21 protein-coding genes are annotated in these 17,644 nt (G+C 66.3%); 18 read left to right on the forward strand and 3 right to left on the reverse strand.

Going from position 1 to position 17,644, the window contains the following annotated elements; translation table 11 throughout:
- Positions 1 to 130 precede the first annotated feature (130 nt).
- The 8 genes from NUV79_RS18290 to NUV79_RS18325 all read left to right on the forward strand — a co-directional run bounded on the left by NUV79_RS18290 (position 131) and on the right by NUV79_RS18325 (position 7,145).
- On the forward strand, positions 131 to 1,894 hold the full coding sequence (locus tag NUV79_RS18290; RefSeq protein WP_257734531.1) for an acetolactate synthase 3 large subunit: 1,764 nt from the start codon (positions 131 to 133) through the stop codon (positions 1,892 to 1,894).
- Positions 1,895 to 2,035: 141 nt separating this feature from the next.
- A complete protein-coding gene (locus NUV79_RS18295) occupies positions 2,036 to 2,746 on the forward strand; it encodes an aspartate/glutamate racemase family protein (RefSeq protein WP_257734532.1) in 711 nt (236 codons plus the stop codon).
- A complete protein-coding gene (locus NUV79_RS18300) occupies positions 2,743 to 3,426 on the forward strand; it encodes a glutathione S-transferase family protein (RefSeq protein ID WP_257734533.1) in 684 nt (227 codons plus the stop codon). Before NUV79_RS18295 ends, NUV79_RS18300 begins: the two co-directional genes overlap by 4 nt.
- Positions 3,427 to 3,468: 42 nt before the next feature.
- Positions 3,469 to 4,011 (forward strand): acetolactate synthase small subunit, encoded by a 543-nt coding sequence (gene ilvN / locus NUV79_RS18305; protein ID WP_257734534.1) that lies wholly within the window; start codon positions 3,469 to 3,471, stop codon positions 4,009 to 4,011.
- Positions 4,012 to 4,027: 16 nt separating this feature from the next.
- The gene (locus NUV79_RS18310) at positions 4,028 to 5,278 is read left to right on the forward strand and encodes an FAD-dependent oxidoreductase (RefSeq protein WP_257734535.1); all 1,251 of its coding nucleotides are present in this window, start codon (positions 4,028 to 4,030) and stop codon (positions 5,276 to 5,278) included.
- The gene (locus NUV79_RS18315) at positions 5,275 to 5,496 is read left to right on the forward strand and encodes a hypothetical protein (protein ID WP_257734536.1); all 222 of its coding nucleotides are present in this window, start codon (positions 5,275 to 5,277) and stop codon (positions 5,494 to 5,496) included. The genes NUV79_RS18310 and NUV79_RS18315 overlap by 4 nt, the downstream gene beginning before the upstream one ends.
- Before the next feature lie 71 nt (positions 5,497 to 5,567).
- A complete protein-coding gene (locus NUV79_RS18320; protein WP_257734538.1) occupies positions 5,568 to 6,314 on the forward strand; it encodes a helix-turn-helix domain-containing protein in 747 nt (248 codons plus the stop codon).
- A gap of 108 nt (positions 6,315 to 6,422) precedes the next feature.
- Positions 6,423 to 7,145, forward strand: a complete 723-nt coding sequence (locus tag NUV79_RS18325) for a haloacid dehalogenase type II (protein WP_257734539.1) — start codon at positions 6,423 to 6,425, stop codon at positions 7,143 to 7,145.
- A gap of 16 nt (positions 7,146 to 7,161) precedes the next feature.
- Here the strand turns inward: NUV79_RS18325 and NUV79_RS18330 are convergent, their stop codons facing one another.
- Positions 7,162 to 7,707 carry a DUF924 family protein gene (locus NUV79_RS18330; protein ID WP_257734540.1) on the reverse strand — a complete coding sequence of 182 codons (546 nt, stop codon included), beginning with the start codon at positions 7,705 to 7,707 and terminating at the stop codon, positions 7,162 to 7,164.
- 141 nt (positions 7,708 to 7,848) lie between these two features.
- Here NUV79_RS18330 and NUV79_RS18335 point away from each other — a divergent pair, with 141 nt between their 5' ends.
- From NUV79_RS18335 to NUV79_RS18345, 3 genes are all read left to right on the forward strand, one after another.
- Complete coding sequence (locus NUV79_RS18335) at positions 7,849 to 8,514, forward strand: TetR/AcrR family transcriptional regulator C-terminal domain-containing protein (protein ID WP_257734541.1); 666 nt, start codon at positions 7,849 to 7,851, stop codon at positions 8,512 to 8,514.
- Positions 8,515 to 8,528: 14 nt separating this feature from the next.
- A complete protein-coding gene (gene ilvC / locus NUV79_RS18340; RefSeq protein WP_257734542.1) occupies positions 8,529 to 9,548 on the forward strand; it encodes a ketol-acid reductoisomerase in 1,020 nt (339 codons plus the stop codon).
- Positions 9,549 to 9,793: 245 nt separating this feature from the next.
- A complete protein-coding gene (locus NUV79_RS18345) occupies positions 9,794 to 10,024 on the forward strand; it encodes a hypothetical protein (protein ID WP_257734543.1) in 231 nt (76 codons plus the stop codon).
- Between the two features lie 226 nt (positions 10,025 to 10,250).
- On the opposite strand, the gene NUV79_RS18350 is transcribed toward NUV79_RS18345, so the two are convergent.
- A complete protein-coding gene (locus tag NUV79_RS18350; protein WP_257734544.1) occupies positions 10,251 to 10,640 on the reverse strand; it encodes a ComEA family DNA-binding protein in 390 nt (129 codons plus the stop codon).
- Positions 10,641 to 10,944: 304 nt separating this feature from the next.
- On the opposite strand from NUV79_RS18350, the gene NUV79_RS18355 reads away from it, so the two are divergent.
- The 3 genes from NUV79_RS18355 to NUV79_RS18365 all read left to right on the forward strand — a co-directional run bounded on the left by NUV79_RS18355 (position 10,945) and on the right by NUV79_RS18365 (position 12,425).
- Positions 10,945 to 11,772: a helix-turn-helix transcriptional regulator gene (locus NUV79_RS18355; protein ID WP_257734545.1), complete on the forward strand. Its 828-nt coding sequence runs from the start codon at positions 10,945 to 10,947 to the stop codon at positions 11,770 to 11,772.
- A gap of 93 nt (positions 11,773 to 11,865) precedes the next feature.
- The gene (locus NUV79_RS18360; protein WP_257734546.1) at positions 11,866 to 12,246 is read left to right on the forward strand and encodes a DUF1127 domain-containing protein; all 381 of its coding nucleotides are present in this window, start codon (positions 11,866 to 11,868) and stop codon (positions 12,244 to 12,246) included.
- A gap of 26 nt (positions 12,247 to 12,272) precedes the next feature.
- Positions 12,273 to 12,425 (forward strand): hypothetical protein, encoded by a 153-nt coding sequence (locus NUV79_RS18365; protein WP_257734547.1) that lies wholly within the window; start codon positions 12,273 to 12,275, stop codon positions 12,423 to 12,425.
- 76 nt (positions 12,426 to 12,501) lie between these two features.
- On the opposite strand, the gene NUV79_RS18370 is transcribed toward NUV79_RS18365, so the two are convergent.
- Positions 12,502 to 13,026 (reverse strand): DedA family protein, encoded by a 525-nt coding sequence (locus NUV79_RS18370; RefSeq protein ID WP_257734548.1) that lies wholly within the window; start codon positions 13,024 to 13,026, stop codon positions 12,502 to 12,504.
- Positions 13,027 to 13,216: 190 nt separating this feature from the next.
- On the opposite strand from NUV79_RS18370, the gene NUV79_RS18375 reads away from it, so the two are divergent.
- From NUV79_RS18375 to NUV79_RS18390, 4 genes are all read left to right on the forward strand, one after another.
- Positions 13,217 to 14,092 carry an ABC transporter ATP-binding protein gene (locus NUV79_RS18375; protein ID WP_257734549.1) on the forward strand — a complete coding sequence of 292 codons (876 nt, stop codon included), beginning with the start codon at positions 13,217 to 13,219 and terminating at the stop codon, positions 14,090 to 14,092.
- Entirely contained in the window at positions 14,092 to 14,883 is a 792-nt protein-coding gene (locus tag NUV79_RS18380; protein ID WP_257734550.1) for an ABC transporter permease, read from the forward strand. The genes NUV79_RS18375 and NUV79_RS18380 overlap by 1 nt, the downstream gene beginning before the upstream one ends.
- Positions 14,884 to 15,076: 193 nt before the next feature.
- The gene (locus tag NUV79_RS18385; protein ID WP_257734551.1) at positions 15,077 to 16,477 is read left to right on the forward strand and encodes a DUF3592 domain-containing protein; all 1,401 of its coding nucleotides are present in this window, start codon (positions 15,077 to 15,079) and stop codon (positions 16,475 to 16,477) included.
- 107 nt (positions 16,478 to 16,584) lie between these two features.
- A complete protein-coding gene (locus tag NUV79_RS18390; protein WP_257734552.1) occupies positions 16,585 to 17,604 on the forward strand; it encodes an ABC transporter substrate-binding protein in 1,020 nt (339 codons plus the stop codon).
- Positions 17,605 to 17,644: the final 40 nt, after the last annotated feature.

Consider the following 17,644-nt stretch of genomic DNA (forward strand, 5'->3'; position numbering starts at 1 on the left):
GAGGTGCGCTGGTAGGGGCCGGTTTTCGAACCGGGCGTCCCCGACGCCAGCGCACGCCCAGGCCCCTCCGAGGGCCTTTTTTATTGCCCGCATTCCAGACAGACAAAAAGACCAGCCGCAGGAGAGCGTAATGAGCGAGATGATGACCGGCGCCGAGATGGTCGTCCGCGCGCTTCAGGATCAAGGTGTCGAGCACCTGTTCGGTTATCCGGGCGGCGCCGTACTTCCGATCTACGACGCCATTTTCCAACAGGATAAGGTCAAGCACGTCCTCGTCCGCCACGAGCAGGGCGCGGTCCACGCCGCCGAGGGCTATGCCCGCTCCGGCGCCGGCAAGGTCGGCTGCGTTCTCGTCACCTCCGGCCCCGGCGCGACCAATGCGGTCACGGGTCTGACCGACGCGCTGCTCGACTCGATCCCGCTCGTCGTCATCACCGGCCAGGTCCCGACGCATCTGATCGGCTCGGACGCCTTCCAGGAATGCGACACGGTCGGCATCACCCGCTCCTGCACCAAGCACAACTATCTGGTGAAGAGCATCCACGACCTGCCGCGCATCCTGCACGAGGCGTTCTATGTCGCCGCCAACGGCCGCCCGGGCCCGGTCGTGATCGACATCCCGAAGGACATCCAGTTCGCGTCGGGCGCCTATAGCCGTCCGCGCGACAACCAGCACAAGACCTATCGCCCGGTGGTCAAGGGCGACCTGAACAAGATCAAGGCGGCGGTCGAGCTGATCGCCGGAGCCAAGCGCCCGGTCTTCTACACCGGCGGCGGCGTGATCAATTCCGGCCCGCATGCCTCGGTGCTGCTGCGCGAACTGGCGCGGTTGACCGGCTTCCCGGTCACCTCGACGCTGATGGGGCTCGGCGCCTTCCCGGCCGCCGACAAGCAGTGGCTCGGCATGCTCGGCATGCACGGCACCTACGAGGCGAACCTCGCGATGCATGACTGCGACGTCATGATCAATATCGGCGCGCGCTTCGACGACCGCATCACCGGGCGCATCGACGGCTTCTCGCCGCGCTCGAAGAAGATCCATATCGATATCGACCCGTCCTCGATCAACAAGACGGTCAAGGTCGATATCGGCATCGTCGGCGATTGCGCCCATGTGCTGGAGGACATGGTCCGGATCTGGCGCGAGAGCAGCCCGCAGGTCGACAAGACCGCGCTTGCCGCCTGGTGGACGCAGATCGACGGCTGGCGCGGCCGCAAGAGCCTCGCCTACAAGAACTCGGACACGATCATCAAGCCGCAATATGCGCTGGAGCGCCTGCACGCTCTGACCAAGGATCGCGATACCTACATCACGACCGAAGTCGGCCAGCACCAGATGTGGGCGGCGCAGTATCTGCAGTTCCAGGAGCCCAACCGCTGGATGACCTCGGGCGGCCTCGGCACGATGGGCTACGGCCTGCCGGCGGCCATCGGCGTGCAGATGAAGCACCCCAAGGCGCTCGTCATCGACGTTGCCGGCGAGGCCTCGATCCTGATGAACATGCAGGAGATGTCGACGGCGGTGCAGTATCGGCTGCCGGTGAAGATCTTCATCCTCAACAACGAGTACATGGGCATGGTGCGCCAGTGGCAGGAATTGCTGCATGGCGGGCGCTATTCGGAAAGCTATTCGCAGTCCCTGCCGGACTTCGTGAAGCTGGCCGAGGCCTATGGCGGCCACGGCATCCGCTGCTCCGACCCGGCCAAGCTCGACGCCGCGATCATGGAGATGATCGAGACGCCCGGCCCGGTGATCTTCGACTGCCTCGTCGCCAAGGAAGAGAACTGCTTCCCGATGATCCCGTCGGGCAAGGCCCATAACGAGATGATCCTGCCCGATTTCGAGGGCGATACCGGCGAGATCATCGACGCCAAGGGCAAGCAGCTCGTCTGAGGTCGAATCCTGTAGCCGTCATCCCGGACAAGCCGCGCGAGCGGCGCCGATCCGGGATCCATTCCTGAACCGTTCCGGAATGGATCCCGGGTCTCCGCGCCGCTGCGCCCGGGATGACCCTGAGAAATGGGCTAGGACACCATGGCCACCATCGGTCTGATCGGCGGGATGAGCTGGGAGTCGACCGCGGTCTATTACCGGCTCCTCAACGAGGGCGTGCGTGCGCGCTCGGGCGGTTTGCATTCGGCCGATGTGCTGCTGCATTCGGTCGATTTCGCCCCCATCGCCGAAATGCAGGCAAAGGGTGACTGGGCCGCGGCCGGTGCTGCGCTGGCCGCGAGCGCGCGCCGCCTCGAACAGGGCGGGGCCTCCTGCCTCGTGCTCTGCACCAACACCATGCACAAGGTCGCGGACCAGATCATCGCCGCTACCAAGCTGCCCTTCCTGCATCTCGCCGACGTGACGGCGCGGGCGGTTCTGGCGTCTCCGTCACGCCGGCCGCTTCTGCTGGCGACGCGCTTCACGATGGAGCAGGGCTTCTACCGCGACCGACTCAGGGCCTTCGGGGTGGAGGCGCTGGTGCCGGCCGCCCAGGAGCGCGACGACGTCCACCGCATCATCTACGAGGAATTGTGCCGGGGACGGATCGAGCCGGCCTCGCGCGAGCGTTATCGTGCCATAATTGCACGCGCTGCCAGGGAGGAGGGCGCTGACGGCGTCATCCTCGGCTGCACCGAGATCGGCCTCCTGCTCTCGCAGGGCGATGTTGCCGTGCCGGTGTTCGACACGACGGCCTTGCATGTCGCGGCGGCGCTCGATTTCGTCGATGAGTGGGAGGCTGCCGCGGCATGAAGCTTCTGATCGGTAACAAATGCTATTCGTCCTGGTCGCTTCGGGCCTGGCTCCTGATGCGCGTGGCTGGCATCGCCTTCACCGAGCAGCTCGTCCCGCTCGACGAGCCCGGTTTCAAGGAGACCGTCTTCGCCGCGGCGCCCGGCAGCGGCGGCACGTTGCCGATGGTGGTCGATGGCGATGTCGCCGTCTGGGAGACGCTGGCGATCTGCGAATATCTGCATGACACGCATCCGCAGGCCGGGATCTGGCCGCGCGATGTTGCGGCGCGAGCGCATGCGCGGGCCGTCTCCAGCGAGATGCATGCCGGTTTCATGGCGCTGCGCAGTACCTGCCCGATGAATCTGGGCAAGCGCTTCGCCACCCGCGATCGCGGCCCCGGCGTCGCTCGCGACGTCGAACGGCTGACCGCGCTGTGGCGGCAGGCGCGCGAGCGCTTCGGCGCCGGCGGGCCCTTCCTCTATGGCGCCTTCTCGGCGGCGGATGCGATGTTCGCGCCGGTCGTCACACGCTTCGATACCTATGGCATCGCGGTCGATCCGGTCTCCCAGGACTACATGCGCGCGATCCTCGCGCTGCCTGCCTATCGCGAGTGGCTCGCTGCTGCGCTCGTAGAACCCTGGATCGTCGCGCAGGACGAGGTGGACGAACCCGCCCTCGTCGATCTCCGCCACAGCTGATCATTCCACTCTCTTCCGCTCCAACCCGCCTCACAGGTCGTCATGTCGAAGCCCGCCACTCACTATCCGAATGCCCCGAAATCCCAGCCGGTCGCGCGCCACACGCTGGCGGTGATCGTCGACAACGAACCGGGCGTTCTTGCCCGCATCGCCGGGCTGTTCTCGGGCCGCGGCTACAATATCGAGAGCCTCACCGTCTCCGAGACCGAGCATGAGAAGCATCTCTCGCGCATCACGGTCGTGACCTCCGGCACGGCCAGCGTCATCGACCAGATCAAGGCGCATCTCGACCGGCTCGTTCCCGTGCATCGCGTCGTCGACCTGACCGAGCAGGGCGAGGCGGTCGAGCGCGAGCTCGCGCTGGTCAAGGTCGTCGGCAAGGGCGATCACCGTGTCGAGGCGATGCGCCTCGCCTCCGCCTTCGGCGCGCGCGTGCTCGATGCCTCGCTGACCTCCTTCGTCTTCGAATTGACCGGCGCGACCGAGGAGATCGAGCGCTTCATCAAGACGATGACGGCGGTCGGCCTGACCGAGGTCTCGCGCACCGGCATCGCCGCGATGAGCCGCGGCCCGGACTCGATGTGACCACCGGCTCCTGCCGGTGACACGTCGCTACGAGATCGCGGTCGCCGGCTGTGGACCGGCGGGGCTCGCGGCTGCGCTTCTGCTGGAGCGCGCCGGGCACCGCGTCACGCTGGTCGAGCGTTTCGCGACGCCGCAGCCGCTCGGCTCCGGCCTGATCCTCCAGCCGACCGGGCTCGCCGTTTTGCGCGAACTCGGCCTTGCCGATGCGCTGATCGCGCGCGGCAGCCGGCTCGACCGGCTCTACGGGCTGGGAGCGACCACCGACTCCGTCGTGCTCGACGTGCGCTATGCGGCGCTCGGGCCCGATGCCTTCGGGCTCGGTATTCATCGCGGCAGCCTGTTCGAGGCGCTGTTCGCGGCGGTGACGGCAGGCGGCATCGCGGTCGAGATCGGCTGCGAGGTCGCGGATGTGGAGACCGGTGGCGGCAACGTCTCGCTCCTCCTTGAGAATGGCCGGAGGCTCGGTCCCTTCGACCTTGCCATCGATGCCACGGGCGCGCGCTCGCCCTTGATCGGCCGGGCCTTTAGGCCGGTGCGGCAGCGCCCACTGGCCTATGGCGCGGTCTGGGCCAATGCGCCACTGGCGGAGGGGTTCGATCCTCACGCGCTGGAGCAGCGCTATTACAGGGCGAGCGTGATGGTCGGCGTGCTGCCGATCGGCCGGCGGCCGGAGGATGAGAGGCTGCTCGCCTCGTTCTTCTGGAGCCTGAAGCCGGCCGAGCACGCGCAATGGCAGGCGCGGGGACTCGATGCCTGGAAGGCCGATGTGCTCAGGCATTGGCCGCAGACGGCACCGATGCTGGAGACCATCACGTCATCCGAGAAATTGCTGCTGGCCTCCTACCGACATCATGCCTTGCCGGTGCCGGCCGGGCGCGGGCTCGCCTTCATCGGCGATGCCGCGCATTCGACCAGCCCGCAGCTCGGGCAGGGCGCCAATATGGGCTTGCTTGATGCTTATGCGCTGGCCGTGGCGGTGAACGAGGCTGCCGATATTGCCGGCGCGTTGGAGCGTTATGCGGAGCTGCGGCGCTTCCATGTCAGGCTTTATCAGGCGGCAAGCCGCCTGTTCACGCCCTTCTACCAGTCCGACAGCTACGTGCTGCCCTTGCTGCGCGACCGGCTCGTGCCGCCTCTGGCGCGGTTGCCGGGGATAGACCGGCAGCTGGCCCTGCTCGTCGCGGGGCTGTATGGCGATCCCTTGCGGGCCCTGAAACTGGGACCGGCCTTCCCGACGAAGCCGGCATTTGCGAGCGTAAGGGCATGACGACACCGAGCCTCGAACAGATCGCGTTGTTCCTCGGCATTGCCGGGCTTGCCTGCTTTGCCTGGCCGATCATGATGCGGCTTTCCGGCAAGGGGCAGGCCGAGCCGCTCGGCAGCGGCAAGAGCCTGCGCTCGCCCTTGTGGTGGACGGGCTTCCTGCTGACGATCGCGGCGATCTTCCTGCAGCGCATCGCGAGCCAGCAGGCCATGGGCGGCTGAGCTGCCGCCTGAAGCATGCCGCCTTGCCTCGCGAGGCAGGGGCGCGCATGACTTGCTGAGGAGGGCGCCCGATGTCGATCCAGCTCGAGGTCCGCAGCTATCGCGGCGGCGACCGGCATCATCACGATTTCAGCCAGATCCTGCTGCCGATGCAGGGCGCCATGCGGCTGGATGTCGAGGGGCGCCGGGGCGTCGTTTCCCACAACTGCGTCGCCCTGATCCCCCGGCATTGCGAGCACGGCTTCGAGCCGAGCAGCGATTGCAGCATGTTCATCCTCGATGTCGACATGGCGGGCCTGGGCAGCGAGGCGCAGCCGGCCTTGCTCAACAGCGCGGAGCCTTCGCTCCTGCCGATCGCGCCCTGGCTGTGGCGCATGTTCCGCCAGCTCGGCGCCGAAGTCGAAACCGGGGCCTGCCCGAGCGGGGCTGCCGCGCGCATGGCGATGACGGCGCTGCATCTGGTCGAGCCGGACGAGCGGCCGCAGCCCTGGTCGCGCGCGGAACAGCGCGTGCTGGATGTCGCCGATGCCGGACAGGGTACGGGCATCGCCCAGATGGCCCGGATGGCCGGGCTCGGGCAGAGCCAGTTCCATGCCCTGTTCAGAGCGACCATGGGCCGCTCGCCCAAGCAGTTGCAGCTCCAGCGCCTGTTCGAACGCGCGGCCGAGCGGCTGGCGACGACGGCCGCGCCGGTCTCGGAAATCGCCTATGATCTCGGCTACCAGAACGCGGCTTCCTTCAACCGGCAATTCAAGCGCCGCTTCGGCCTGACGCCGAGCGAGTTCCGCGCCGCGAACCGCGAGCCGGCAGGGGGCTGAGCTCGGCATCGCAGTTTCGGTCAAGCCGTTCGGAGTTTTGCCTCATCACGGCCGTGCCGACGCTTGCTAGCTTGAGCGCTCGCGATGACCGCTTGAGGAGAGCCGGCGATGAAGCTGACCGATTTCAAAGTCCTGACATTCGATTGCTACAGCACCCTGATCGACTGGGAGACCGGCATCTGGAACGCCTTGCAGCCGCTCCTGAGCGCCGGCGGGGTTGCGCTTGAGCGCGAGGACGCGCTCGCCCGCTTCGCCCGCTACGAGACCGAGCAGGAGGAAGCGACGCCCTCCCTGCGCTATCCGACGCTGCTCGCCGCGGTGCATGCTCGCTTCGCCCGGGATTTAGGCGTGCGCATCCATGCCGATCTCAACGAGCGCTTCGGCGCCTCGGTGCCGGACTGGCCGGCCTTTCCCGATTCAGCCGAGGCGCTCGCCTATCTCAAGCGGCACTACAAGCTCGTGATCCTCTCTAATGTCGACCGCCAGAGCTTCGCCGCCAGCAACCGTAAGCTCGGCGTGACCTTCGACGGCATCTACACCGCCGAGAATATCGGCTCCTACAAGCCCGACCCGCGCAACTTCGCCTTCCTGCTGGAGCATCTCGCGGCCGATCTCGGGCTCGCCGCACATGAGGTGCTGCACACCGCGCAGAGCCTCTTCCACGACCATGTGCCGGCGCAGAAGGCCGGGCTGGCGCGGGCCTGGATCGACCGGCGCTTCGACAAGGCGGGCAGCGGCGCGACGCAGGTGCCGGAGAAGCGGCCGAGCGTCGATTTCCACTTCAAGAGCCTCGCCGACATGGCGCAGGCGCATCGGGAGGCGACGGCCTGACGGCCGCCGCGACCTTTCAGCCGCTGAAGCCGCCTTCGTCGAGGAAAGCTCGCTCCTGCGCCGTGGTCTCGCGTCCGAGCACGGGATTGCGGTGCGGGAAACGGCCGAAATCGCGGATGATGTCGCGGTGGATCTCGGCATATTTCACGCCGTCAGCGTCATCGGCGGCGGCGCAGAGCGCGATGCAGCGCTCCTGATCCTCCAGTCCTTCGGAATGCATGAAGGGCATGTAGAAGAAGCGCTTCTCCGGCGGCTGGTAGGCTTCGTCGAAGCCCCTGGCGATCGCGCGCTCGGCCACCTCGACCGCTTGCGCGTCGGTGGCGAAGGCGCGCGGGCTGCCGCGGAACATGTTGCGCGGGAACTGGTCGAGCAGGATCAGCAGCGCGTAGACGCCTTCCGGGGTGTCCTCCCATTCGCCGAGCTTGCCGGCTGCCGCGGCCTCATGGACGGGCAGGAAGCGCGTGATGATCTCGGCATCGAAAGCCTCGTCCTTGGCGAACCATTTTGCGGGGCCGGCCTCGCGCCAGAAGCTGACGACGGCATTGACGCTGGGCAGGGTCATGAAAGGCTCCGTTCCTCGAATCCGATGGCCCAGAGATAATTCTTCTTCAGCCAACCGCCAGCCGCGAATAACGCTTGCGGGCCGCCCGTCGCTGCGATAGATGCCTGAACCGTAACGTACGGTACTGGATTTCTCCCGCCCATGACGCAAGGCTCCGCAGAGACGCAAGGCGAGGCGCTGACAGCGCGCCAGCAGGCCGTGCTCGATGCTGTGCTGAGCCTGATGGTCGAGAAGGGTAGCGGCCTGACCATGACCGCCGTGGCGCGGCGCGCGAGCTGCTCCAAGGAGACGCTCTACAAGTGGTTCGGCGATCGCGACGGGCTTCTGACCGCAACCGTGCAATGGCAGGCCTCGAAGGTGAGGGCGGGCAATTTCGACCGGCAGAATCTCGATGCCGGCGCGCTGCGGGAGAGCCTCAAGGGCTTCGCCGCGAACTGGCTTGAGGTGATCACCTCGCCGACCTCGATCGCGCTCAACCGCATCGGCATCAGCCAGGCGGCCTCACGCGATGGCAATCTCGGCTCGATCGTACTCGCCAATGGCCGCTTCGCCATTGGCGAGCGGCTGAAGCCCGTGCTCGATGCCGGCCGTGAGGCAGGTCTGCTCGCCTTCGACGATACCGAGACGGCCTTCCGCACCTTCTTCGGCCTCGCCGGCCGCGACGTCCAGATCCGGCTCCTCCTCGGCGATACGCTGACGCTGAGCCGGGCCGAGATCGCCGCCGATTCCGAGCGGGCGACCGAACAGTTTCTCACCCTCTACGGCGCGGGGCGACACGCCTCGGGCCGGGACAAGTCCAACGCGTGACAAAGGAGACACCCATGCGCGTTTATTATGATCGTGATGCCGACATCAACCTGATCAAGGGCAAGAAGGTCTGCATCGTCGGCTACGGCTCGCAGGGCCATGCCCACGCGCTCAACCTGCGCGATTCCGGCGTCAAGGACGTCATCATCGCGCTGAAGGCCGGCTCGGCCACGCGCAAGAAGGCCGAAGAGGCCGGCTTCAAGGTCATGACCCCGTCGGAGGCCGCCAAGGCCTCGGACATCATGATGATGCTGACCCCGGACGAGCTGCAGGGCGACATCTATCGTGACGAGCTGCACGCCAACATGAAGGAAGGCGCGGCTCTCCTGTTCGCGCACGGCCTGAACGTTCATTTCAACCTGATCGAGCCGCGCAAGGACCTCGACGTGCTGATGGTCGCCCCGAAGGGCCCCGGCCACACCGTCCGCTCCGAGTATCAGCGCGGCGGCGGCGTGCCGACCCTGATCGCGATCCACCAGGACGCGACCGGCAATGCGCATGACCTCGGCCTGTCCTACGCCTCGGCCAATGGCGGCGGTCGCGCCGGCATAATCGAGACCACCTTCAAGGAAGAGTGCGAGACCGATCTCTTCGGCGAGCAGGTCGTGCTTTGCGGCGGTCTGGTCGAGCTGATCAAGGCTGGCTACGAGACGCTGACCGAGGCCGGCTATGCCCCCGAGATGGCCTATTTCGAGTGCCTCCACGAGGTGAAGCTGATCGTGGACCTGATCTACGAAGGCGGCATCGCCAACATGAACTACTCGATCTCGAACACCGCCGAGTACGGCGAGTACGTCACCGGCCCGCGGATCATCACGGCCGAGACCAAGGCCGAGATGAAGCGCGTCCTCAACGACATCCAGTCGGGCAAGTTCACCCGCGACTGGATGCTCGAGAACAAGGTCAACCAGACCTCGTTCAAGGCGACCCGCGCCCGCTACGCCGCCCACCCGATCGAGGAAGTCGGCGCCAAGCTCCGCGACATGATGCCGTGGATCAAGGCCAAGGCCCTGGTCGACAAGACCAAGAACTGAGCTGGGTCAGGCCTGCGCCGGCGATTGCCGGCGCAGGCTTTCCAGATTGATTCAAGACGTTCCGGATTTGATTCCGGAATATCCTGTAATCGACTGATCCGGTTGGATTTTCCTGTTTGCGGGCGGTGGTCGTAAGGCTGCCGCCCGCTTTCATTCTGGCGCCAGCTGGAACCCTCCGGGCGCTCCGGGCGTTTTCCTTGCGGTGCATGGCCGGAAAGGCCGGCGACAGACCAAGGGAGACGGTCATGACGGTCGATACGCGACCCAGAGTGCCGGCTCAGGACCCTGAGCAATTGCGCGGCGGCGATCCGATCCCGCCGATGCGGGCCGATGATCACAGTGATGCCGACCCGGCGGTGGAAACGCCGGTAGAGGCGCGGCAGGGCTTTCTCGACCGGCCGGTCCTGATGGTCCTGATCGGCGGACTCGTCATGGTGACGATCGCCTGGATCGTGATCGAAGCGACCATCTATTGAACGTGAGTTTTGCGAAGCCGTTCGTGTTTGCCCGCCACAGGGGAGGCCGTGATGGAACTCTTACGCATTCTTGAAACGCCGGTCGGTATCCGCGTCGTGATGGCGCTGTCACTGGCGATGATGCTGGCGGTCGTCCTCGGCCTGGCCTGAGGCGCTGCTTGGACAGGTGAAATTTAAGAAGCCTCCGACGCTTGGCGCCGGAGGCTTTTTTACAGGCGAAGACCGATCAGAAGGTGATCTTGTCCTTGATGCCGGCCTCGACATTGGACGGCAGGGTACCGCGTTTCACGAGGTCGGCGAAATCCTTGAACTTCGCCTTGCCGCGCTCCTCGATGATCTTCTTGGAGCGGGCCTCGCCGATGCCCTTGAGCGTGTCGAGTTCGGCGGCGGTCGCGGTGTTGATGTTGATCTTCTTGGTCTGGGCGGCTGCGGGCGTGGCGACGGCCGGGGTCGCGGGCTTCGCGGCGGGGGCGGCCTGCGCTGTCGGGGCGGCGGGCGCCGTGACCGGCGCGGCCGGCTTGGCCGGGGCGGGAGCCTGCGTCGCGGTCTGGGCGAAGGCCTGGCCGCCCATGGCGGCAAGCGCGACGAGGGGGATGAGGAAACGAGACATCGTCATGGCTTAAGACCTCGCGGGTCGGCCCGGATCATCGCATCCGCCGGGGGCCGGGTCCCTCCGCCGGATGACGCTGGCGGCGCGGGGCCGTTCAGCGTGTCGCGCCGGGCTTTACCGTTGGGGTGTGCCGCGATGCGACGACGCGAATAGGCGCCTTCCGGTTTGAACGCTCCCCGAATGCCGCGTTCACCGGGCAGTCAGGTTTCCGGCAGCCTCAGGCCAAGCCGCTCGCGCTGCTGACAATCATCGCCCCTCGACTGCCGTAAGAGCTTTGCCTGTCGCGAGGCGAGGCTCCGGAGAGGCGGCCATGGCGGATTTCTCGGTCAGCAATCTGCTCGACAGCAAGATCGCCGTCGTTCGGGATGTGGTCTGTTCCGGCGAATGCCGGCATCGCAGCGACGAGGAATGCACGCACAGGACCCATCTGGTCTTTCCGTATCGCGGCCTGTTCGTCCGCCATGTCGGCCGCGAGGATGTGGTCGCGGAGAGCAACCAGCTGCTGTGCTTCAACCCCTATGAGGGCTATCAGGTCAGCCATCCCGTGGCCGGGGGCGACGCCTGTCTCGACCTGCAGCTGGACGAGGCAGTCTTGCACGAACTGGTGCCGGCCGAATTGCTCCAGCGGGGCACGAACGCCCTCGCGATGCAGCGGCGGCGCATCGATCCGCGCGCCCAGGCCCTTGTCGCGCTGTTGCGGCACAGCCTGCATCGTGGCGTGGCCGAAACGCTTGAGGCCGAGACCCTGGTGCTGACGCTGGTGCGGCGGGCTTTCGGCGAGAGAACCTCCCATGGCGTGCGCGGTTCGCTTGGGCGGCGCAAGCTCGTCGATCGTGCGAAGCTGGTGATCGCGAGCGATCTTGCCCGGCGCTGGACGCTTGCGGAGATCGCCGACGAGGTCGGCGTTTCGCCGGTCTATCTGACGCAGGTCTTCAGCCAGGTCGAGGGGATGCCGCTCTATCGCTATCAATTGCGCCTGCGGCTCGGTCGCGCGCTCGATCTGCTGGGCGCGTGCGACGACCTCACCCAGCTCGGGCTGGAGCTGGGCTTTTCCAGCCACAGCCATTTCAGCGCCGCCTTCCGTCAGGCCTACGGCCGCAGCCCGGCGGAGTTCCAGCGATCGCTGCATCTCCGCTGACATCAGCTGTCACAGGTCGCGAAAGATTCCGACAGCAGCTGTCAGTGCCCTGGTGTTTCCTCAGGTCATCGCTTCTGAACAGGGAGACACATCATGATCAGCTTCATCATCGGGGCGGCCAAGCCTGCCTCCACTGCGATCCGGGCTCTCGGCCGTTTTGTCGGCGGCATCGAGAGCTGGCTGCAGGCCCGTCGCGATTTCGGCAGGCTTTGCGAGTTGAGCGAGCGCGATCTGCGCGATCTCGGCTTGCGCGGCAGCGACCTGCGCGATGCTTCGGCTGTTCCTTATTTCGGCGACCCGACCGCGATCATCTCGCTGGGGGCAGAGGAGCGGCGTGGGTTGGCTGGCGGCGAGGGTGTCGACGACATCCTGCGCGGCCTCAGCGCCGGCAGCCCGAGCCGTCTCGAGCGGATCGCTAAAGAATCCGACAGCGGCGGTTTTCGCGGCGTGGTCTGTCTCGGGGCGGCCGACTGAGCGGCCCGGATCAAGGAGACCAAGCCATGAGCGGAACCTGTGCAGCCTGCGACTGCGAACTCGACGAGAATACGGTCCAGGTGACGATCGGCGGCAATACCGTCGAGGTCTGCTGCGACGACTGCGCCCAGGCGCTGCGTGAGGCCGAGGCCGCCTCGGCCCAAGGCAACGCAGGCTGAGCGATCCAGCCGATGCCGGCCGTGTCGTGCGGCCGGCATTTTGCCTTGTCGAAGCGCCCCGGTCCTCGATGGTCGGTCAGCGCGCGAGGAATTCGCTGAAGCGGCCAACGGCGTAGAGCAGGCCGAAACCCCAGGCGAAGGAAGCCAGCCAGTTGGCGAGCTGGAACTGCCAGGCCGGCATCGCGACGATGCCGGCGACGATGGCGATGACGGCTCGCAGCGGCCCGAAGAAATGGCCGATCAGGATGCTGGCGATGCCCCATTTTTCGAAGAAGGCATGGCCGCGATCGAGCAATTGCGGGTTCTTGGTGAAAGGCCAGTGATCGTGGACCCGCGGCCCGAGATAAATGCCGGCAATATACGACACCCAGAAGCCGCTGCCCGCGCCGAGCGAGGCCGCCAGCGCCAGTGGCACGAGATTGAGGCCCGAAGCGCCGGCGACGGCGCCGAAGGTGGTGAAGAACACGGTCGCCGGCACCAGCCATGAGAGAATCGCGACGCATTCGGCGAAGGCGACCGCGAAGACGATCGGGATCGCCCATTGCTGATGGGTCTGCATGAAGTCGACGAGCGCCTTCATGGCTTGTTCCAGTTCGGCCATGGCGTTCGGCTCGGCTCCAGCGGGGTCGGGTCGGTCCCGCCATATGGCCGTGTCGCTGGAACGATGCAAGCGACGGGCCGCCGCAGGGCGGGGCGTTGCCTTCCCCGGATGATCGCCTATTAATTCCGGCAACGTGAAAAAAGCTGACGGCCGGGCGCGAAGCCCTGAGCCTGATGGGGAAACGGATTTCATGGAGTTGCAGGATCGTCCGCATGCGCATGCGGGCACGGGGGCGGTTTCGTCGGGTGATCCGGCGGTGGCGCTCGGCGGCATCGACATCACCTTCCATCTCGCCGATGGCGGCCGCTATCAGGCGGTGAAGGGCATCGATCTCAAGGTCCATCCCGGCGAGTTCGTCTCGATCGTTGGGCCGACCGGCTGTGGCAAGTCCACGCTGCTGAACGCGGCGGCAGGTCTGCTCGCGCCCTCGGCCGGCACGGTCGGCATCTTCGGCAAGCCGCTCTCGGGGCTGAACCGGCGCGCCGGCTATCTCTTCCAGCAGGACGCCCTGATGCCGTGGAAGACGGCGCTGGAGAACGTCAAGGTCGCGCTGGAGCCGATGGGCGTGCCTGAGCGCGAGGCTGACCAGCGGGCGCGCGAATGGCTCGGCCGTGTGGGCCTGCGCACCTTCGTCGACCGCTATCCGCACATGCTCTCGGGCGGGCAGCGCAAGCGCGTCGGCCTCGCGCAGATGCTGATCCGCAATCCCGAGATCCTGCTGATGGACGAGCCCTTCGGGCCGCTCGACGCGCAGACCCGGCAGATCATGGGCAATCTCCTGCTCGATCTCTGGTCGCGCGACCGCAAGGCGCTGATGTTCGTGACCCATGACCTGGAAGAGGCGATCGCGCTTTCCGACCGGGTCGTGGTGATGTCGGCCGGGCCGGCGGCGGGGATCGTCGCCGATTACAAGGTCGATCTGCCGCGCCCGCGCGACATCGCCGATATCCGGCTGGAGAAGGCCTTCCACGAGATCCATCGCGATATCTGGGCCTCGCTGCGCGTCGAGGTGCAGAAGGCCTATGCGATGGGCGAGGGGCGCGAACTCGTCGGGGGAGACGCCTGATGAAGCGGATGAAGCTGCTTTCGCTCCAGATCCTGGTGATGCTGGCCTTCCTGCTGGTCTGGCATGTGGTGACGACCACGAGCCTGTTCGGCGACGTCAAGACGATGCAGTTCTTCTTCTCGACGCCGGCCGCGGTGCTGACGCGCACCTTCAAACAGCTGACCAGCGCCGATATCTACTGGCATCTTGGCATCACGCTGACCGAGACGGTGCTGGCCTTCGTGATCGGCTCGCTCGCCGGCATCCTGTTCGGCTTCGCCTTCGCCCGGCGCGAACTGCTCTCGGCGGTGTTCGACCCCTATATCAAGGCGGCGAACGCCCTGCCGCGTGTCGTGCTGGCGCCGATCTTCGCGCTCTGGTTCGGGCTCGGCATCTGGTCGAAGGTGGCGCTCGGCTTCACGCTGGTCTTCTTCATCGTGTTCTTCAACGTTTATCAGGGCGTGCGCGAGGTTTCGCCGACGATCCTGGCCAATGCCCGCATGCTCGGCATGAACGAGCGCCAGCTTTTCAAGCATGTCTACTGGCCCTCGGCCCTGACCTGGATGTTCTCCTCGCTGCATACCTCGGTTGGCTTCGCGCTGGTCGGCGCGGTGGTCGGTGAATATCTCGGTTCCTCGGCCGGGCTCGGCTACAAGATCCACGAGGCCGAGAGCGTGTTCGACGTCACCGGCGTGTTCTCGGGCATGCTCATCCTGGCGATCTTCGTCATCGCGATCGATTCGCTGGTGACGCTGATCGAGAAGCGGCTGCTGGTCTGGCGGCCCGGCCAGAGCTCGACGACGACGACCTGAGAAGCTTCCGACACATTCCGAACCCTCATCCTGAGGAGCGGCCGCAGGCCGCGTCTCGAAGGATGTTCCAGATGGCCCGGGAGCCTCCTGGATCATCCTTCGAGACGCCGCTTCGCGGCTCCTCAGGATGAGGGCTGAGGGTGTCAGCCGGACCTTACGTCATCTCTGCTTGATCGCGAGGCCGGGCAGGATCATGCTCGGCCAAACGCTGGCGTGGCGGGGGCGGGTCGTGGAACTCGACGTCAATGACCGCATCATCGAATCTCCCAAGCCGGCGGATGTGATCGCGGCCATCGATGGCTGTCGCGGCGGGGCTGGCTGGTTCGTCAATCTCTCGGATGATGACGGGGACATCGAGGCCTTCGCCAAGGGCAAGGGGCAATTCCGGCTGACCTATCATGACGGCGAGAATCGTTTCGAAGCCGCCGACACCGTCGATGCGGCGACGCTGAAGGCGGCGCTCCTGGCCTATCTCCGCGGCGAGACGGGCTGGCGCGAGGAGCGCGCCTGGCAGCGCAAGCCGTCCGGCAAGAAGGCGGCCGAGGCGCGGGGCGAGCCGCCTGTCTGGGCGATCATCGCGGTCATCGCCTCGATCGCGCTTATCTTCGTGATCACGGAGTTGCCGGACAGCTGGAAGGAGCGCCTGCCGTTCGCGAACTCGACCTTCGGCGTGGTTGCGCTGATCTTCCTGCCGATGGCGGTGATGTTGATCGCGCTGATCGTCAACGGCTTCCTCAAGGTGCGGCAGGCGAAGGGCTGGGCGCAGGCCCAGGGGCGGATCACCCGCTCGCGCATGGCGAGCCGCAGCCCGCCGGCAGGCAGCACCATCGGCAGGACGGAGAATGTCCCGGATGTCGCCTTCAGCTTCTCGGTCCGGGGACGGAACTATCAGGGCAACCGCGTCAGCCTCGGCAATATCAGCGGCCGCTTCGCCGACGAGGCGCTGAAGCGCTACCCGGTCGGGGCGACGGTGACGGTCTATTACGATCCCGCCGATCCCGACAGCAACGTGCTGGAGCGCGACGCGCCGAAGGGCATCGTCAAGGGGTGCGGCGGGGTGCTGGCGTTCTTCGGGGTGATCATCGCCGGCATCTACTGGGCCTTCGCGTTCGGGCCGGGCGTGTTGCGCTCGGTGGCGCCGGATGCGGATGTGACGGTCACGCTGTTCGCGGCAGGCATCGGGCTTGCGGCGCTGGTCTTCTTCCTGGCCTATCGGCGGCGCCTCAAGCGCGCCAATGCCTGGCCTGTGGTGCCGGGCGAAATCGTCGAGAGCCGGGTCGAGGAGCGTGGCTCGTCGGATACCGGGCCGACGCGCCGCAGCTATGTGCCGATCGTTGAGTACCGCTACGAGGTGGCCGGTCAAACCTATGCCAGCCGGCAGGTCGCGATCGGGTTGGACGTGTCCGGCTCCCGCGCCATCGCGGACCGGGTCGTCGGACGCTATCCGGCCGGGGCTAAGGTCGAGGTGCATTACGATCCCGCCAACCCTTCCGAGGCGGCGCTGGAGAACCCGACGCGCGCGAGCTGGGCCCTGCTGGGGATCGCCGCTGCCTGTTTCGCGGTCGCGCTCTATACCAGCCGCATCCTGCATTGAGACGCCCGGCCCATACGCAAGGCGGGGTTGGCGGGTTGCAGGCTACTCACTACAACTGCTTGCAAGAAGGCTTTCAAAACAAAGCAATCCGCAGGGAAGGAACCCCGATGAACCGCAGACACCTGATGCTGGCGGCCGGCCTCGCGCTGGCGGCCCTGACCGCCCCGGCCTTTGCCCAGAACGCCGAGAAGCCGAAGCTCACGCTCGGCGTCGGCGGCAAGCAATTGCTCTATTATCTCCCGCTCACGGTCGCGGAGAAGAAGGGCTACTTCAAGGAGCAGGGGCTGGACGTCGAGATCAATGATTTCGGCGGCGGCGCCAAGTCGCTGCAGGCGCTGGTCGGCGGCTCGGTCGATGTCGTGACCGGTGCCTATGAGCACACGATCCGCATGCAGGCGAAGGGCCAGGATATCCGCGCCGTGATCGAGCTTGGGCGCTTCCCGGCCATCACCATCGCCGTGCGCAAGGACCTCGCCGACAAGGTGAAGTCCGCCGCCGATTTCAAGGGCCTCAAGATCGGCGTTACGGCGCCCGGCTCCTCGACGGCGCTGACCGCGCAATACGCCATGGTCAAGGCGGGCCTCAAGGCGACGGATGCCGCGATCATCGGCGTCGGCGCCGGTGCCAGCGCGGTCGCCGCGATCAAGCAGAAGCAGGTCGACGTGATCTCGCATCTCGACCCGGTCACTTCGAAGCTCGAGGCCGATGGCGACATCGTCTCGGTGATCGACACCCGTACCGAGGCCGGCACCAAGGCGCTGTTCGGCGGCTCGAACCCGGCGGCCGTGCTCTATCTCAAGAACGACTTCGCCGAGAAGAACCCGGTCACGACCCAGAAGCTGGTCAATGCGCTGATGAAGTCGCTGAAGTGGCTGGAGACGGCGAAGCCCGAGGATGTCGCGGCGCTGGTGCCGGAAGAATACCTGCTGGGCGACAGGGACCTCTATATGCGCGCGGTCAAGAACTCGCAGGAGGCTTATTCGCGCACCGGCATCTCGACGGCCGACGGCATGAAGAGCATGTACGACTCGCTCAAGCTGCTCGATCCCGAGCTGACCAACTCCACCGTCGACCTGTCGAAGACCTTCATCGACGGGTTCGCCAAGAAGGCTGCCTCCGGCTCCTGATTGTGGGCGCGGACGCGGCGCCTGTCTTTTGACGTCGCGC

Source organism: Allobosea sp. 47.2.35, assembly GCF_024655635.1.
GTDB lineage: Bacteria > Pseudomonadota > Alphaproteobacteria > Rhizobiales > Beijerinckiaceae > Allobosea.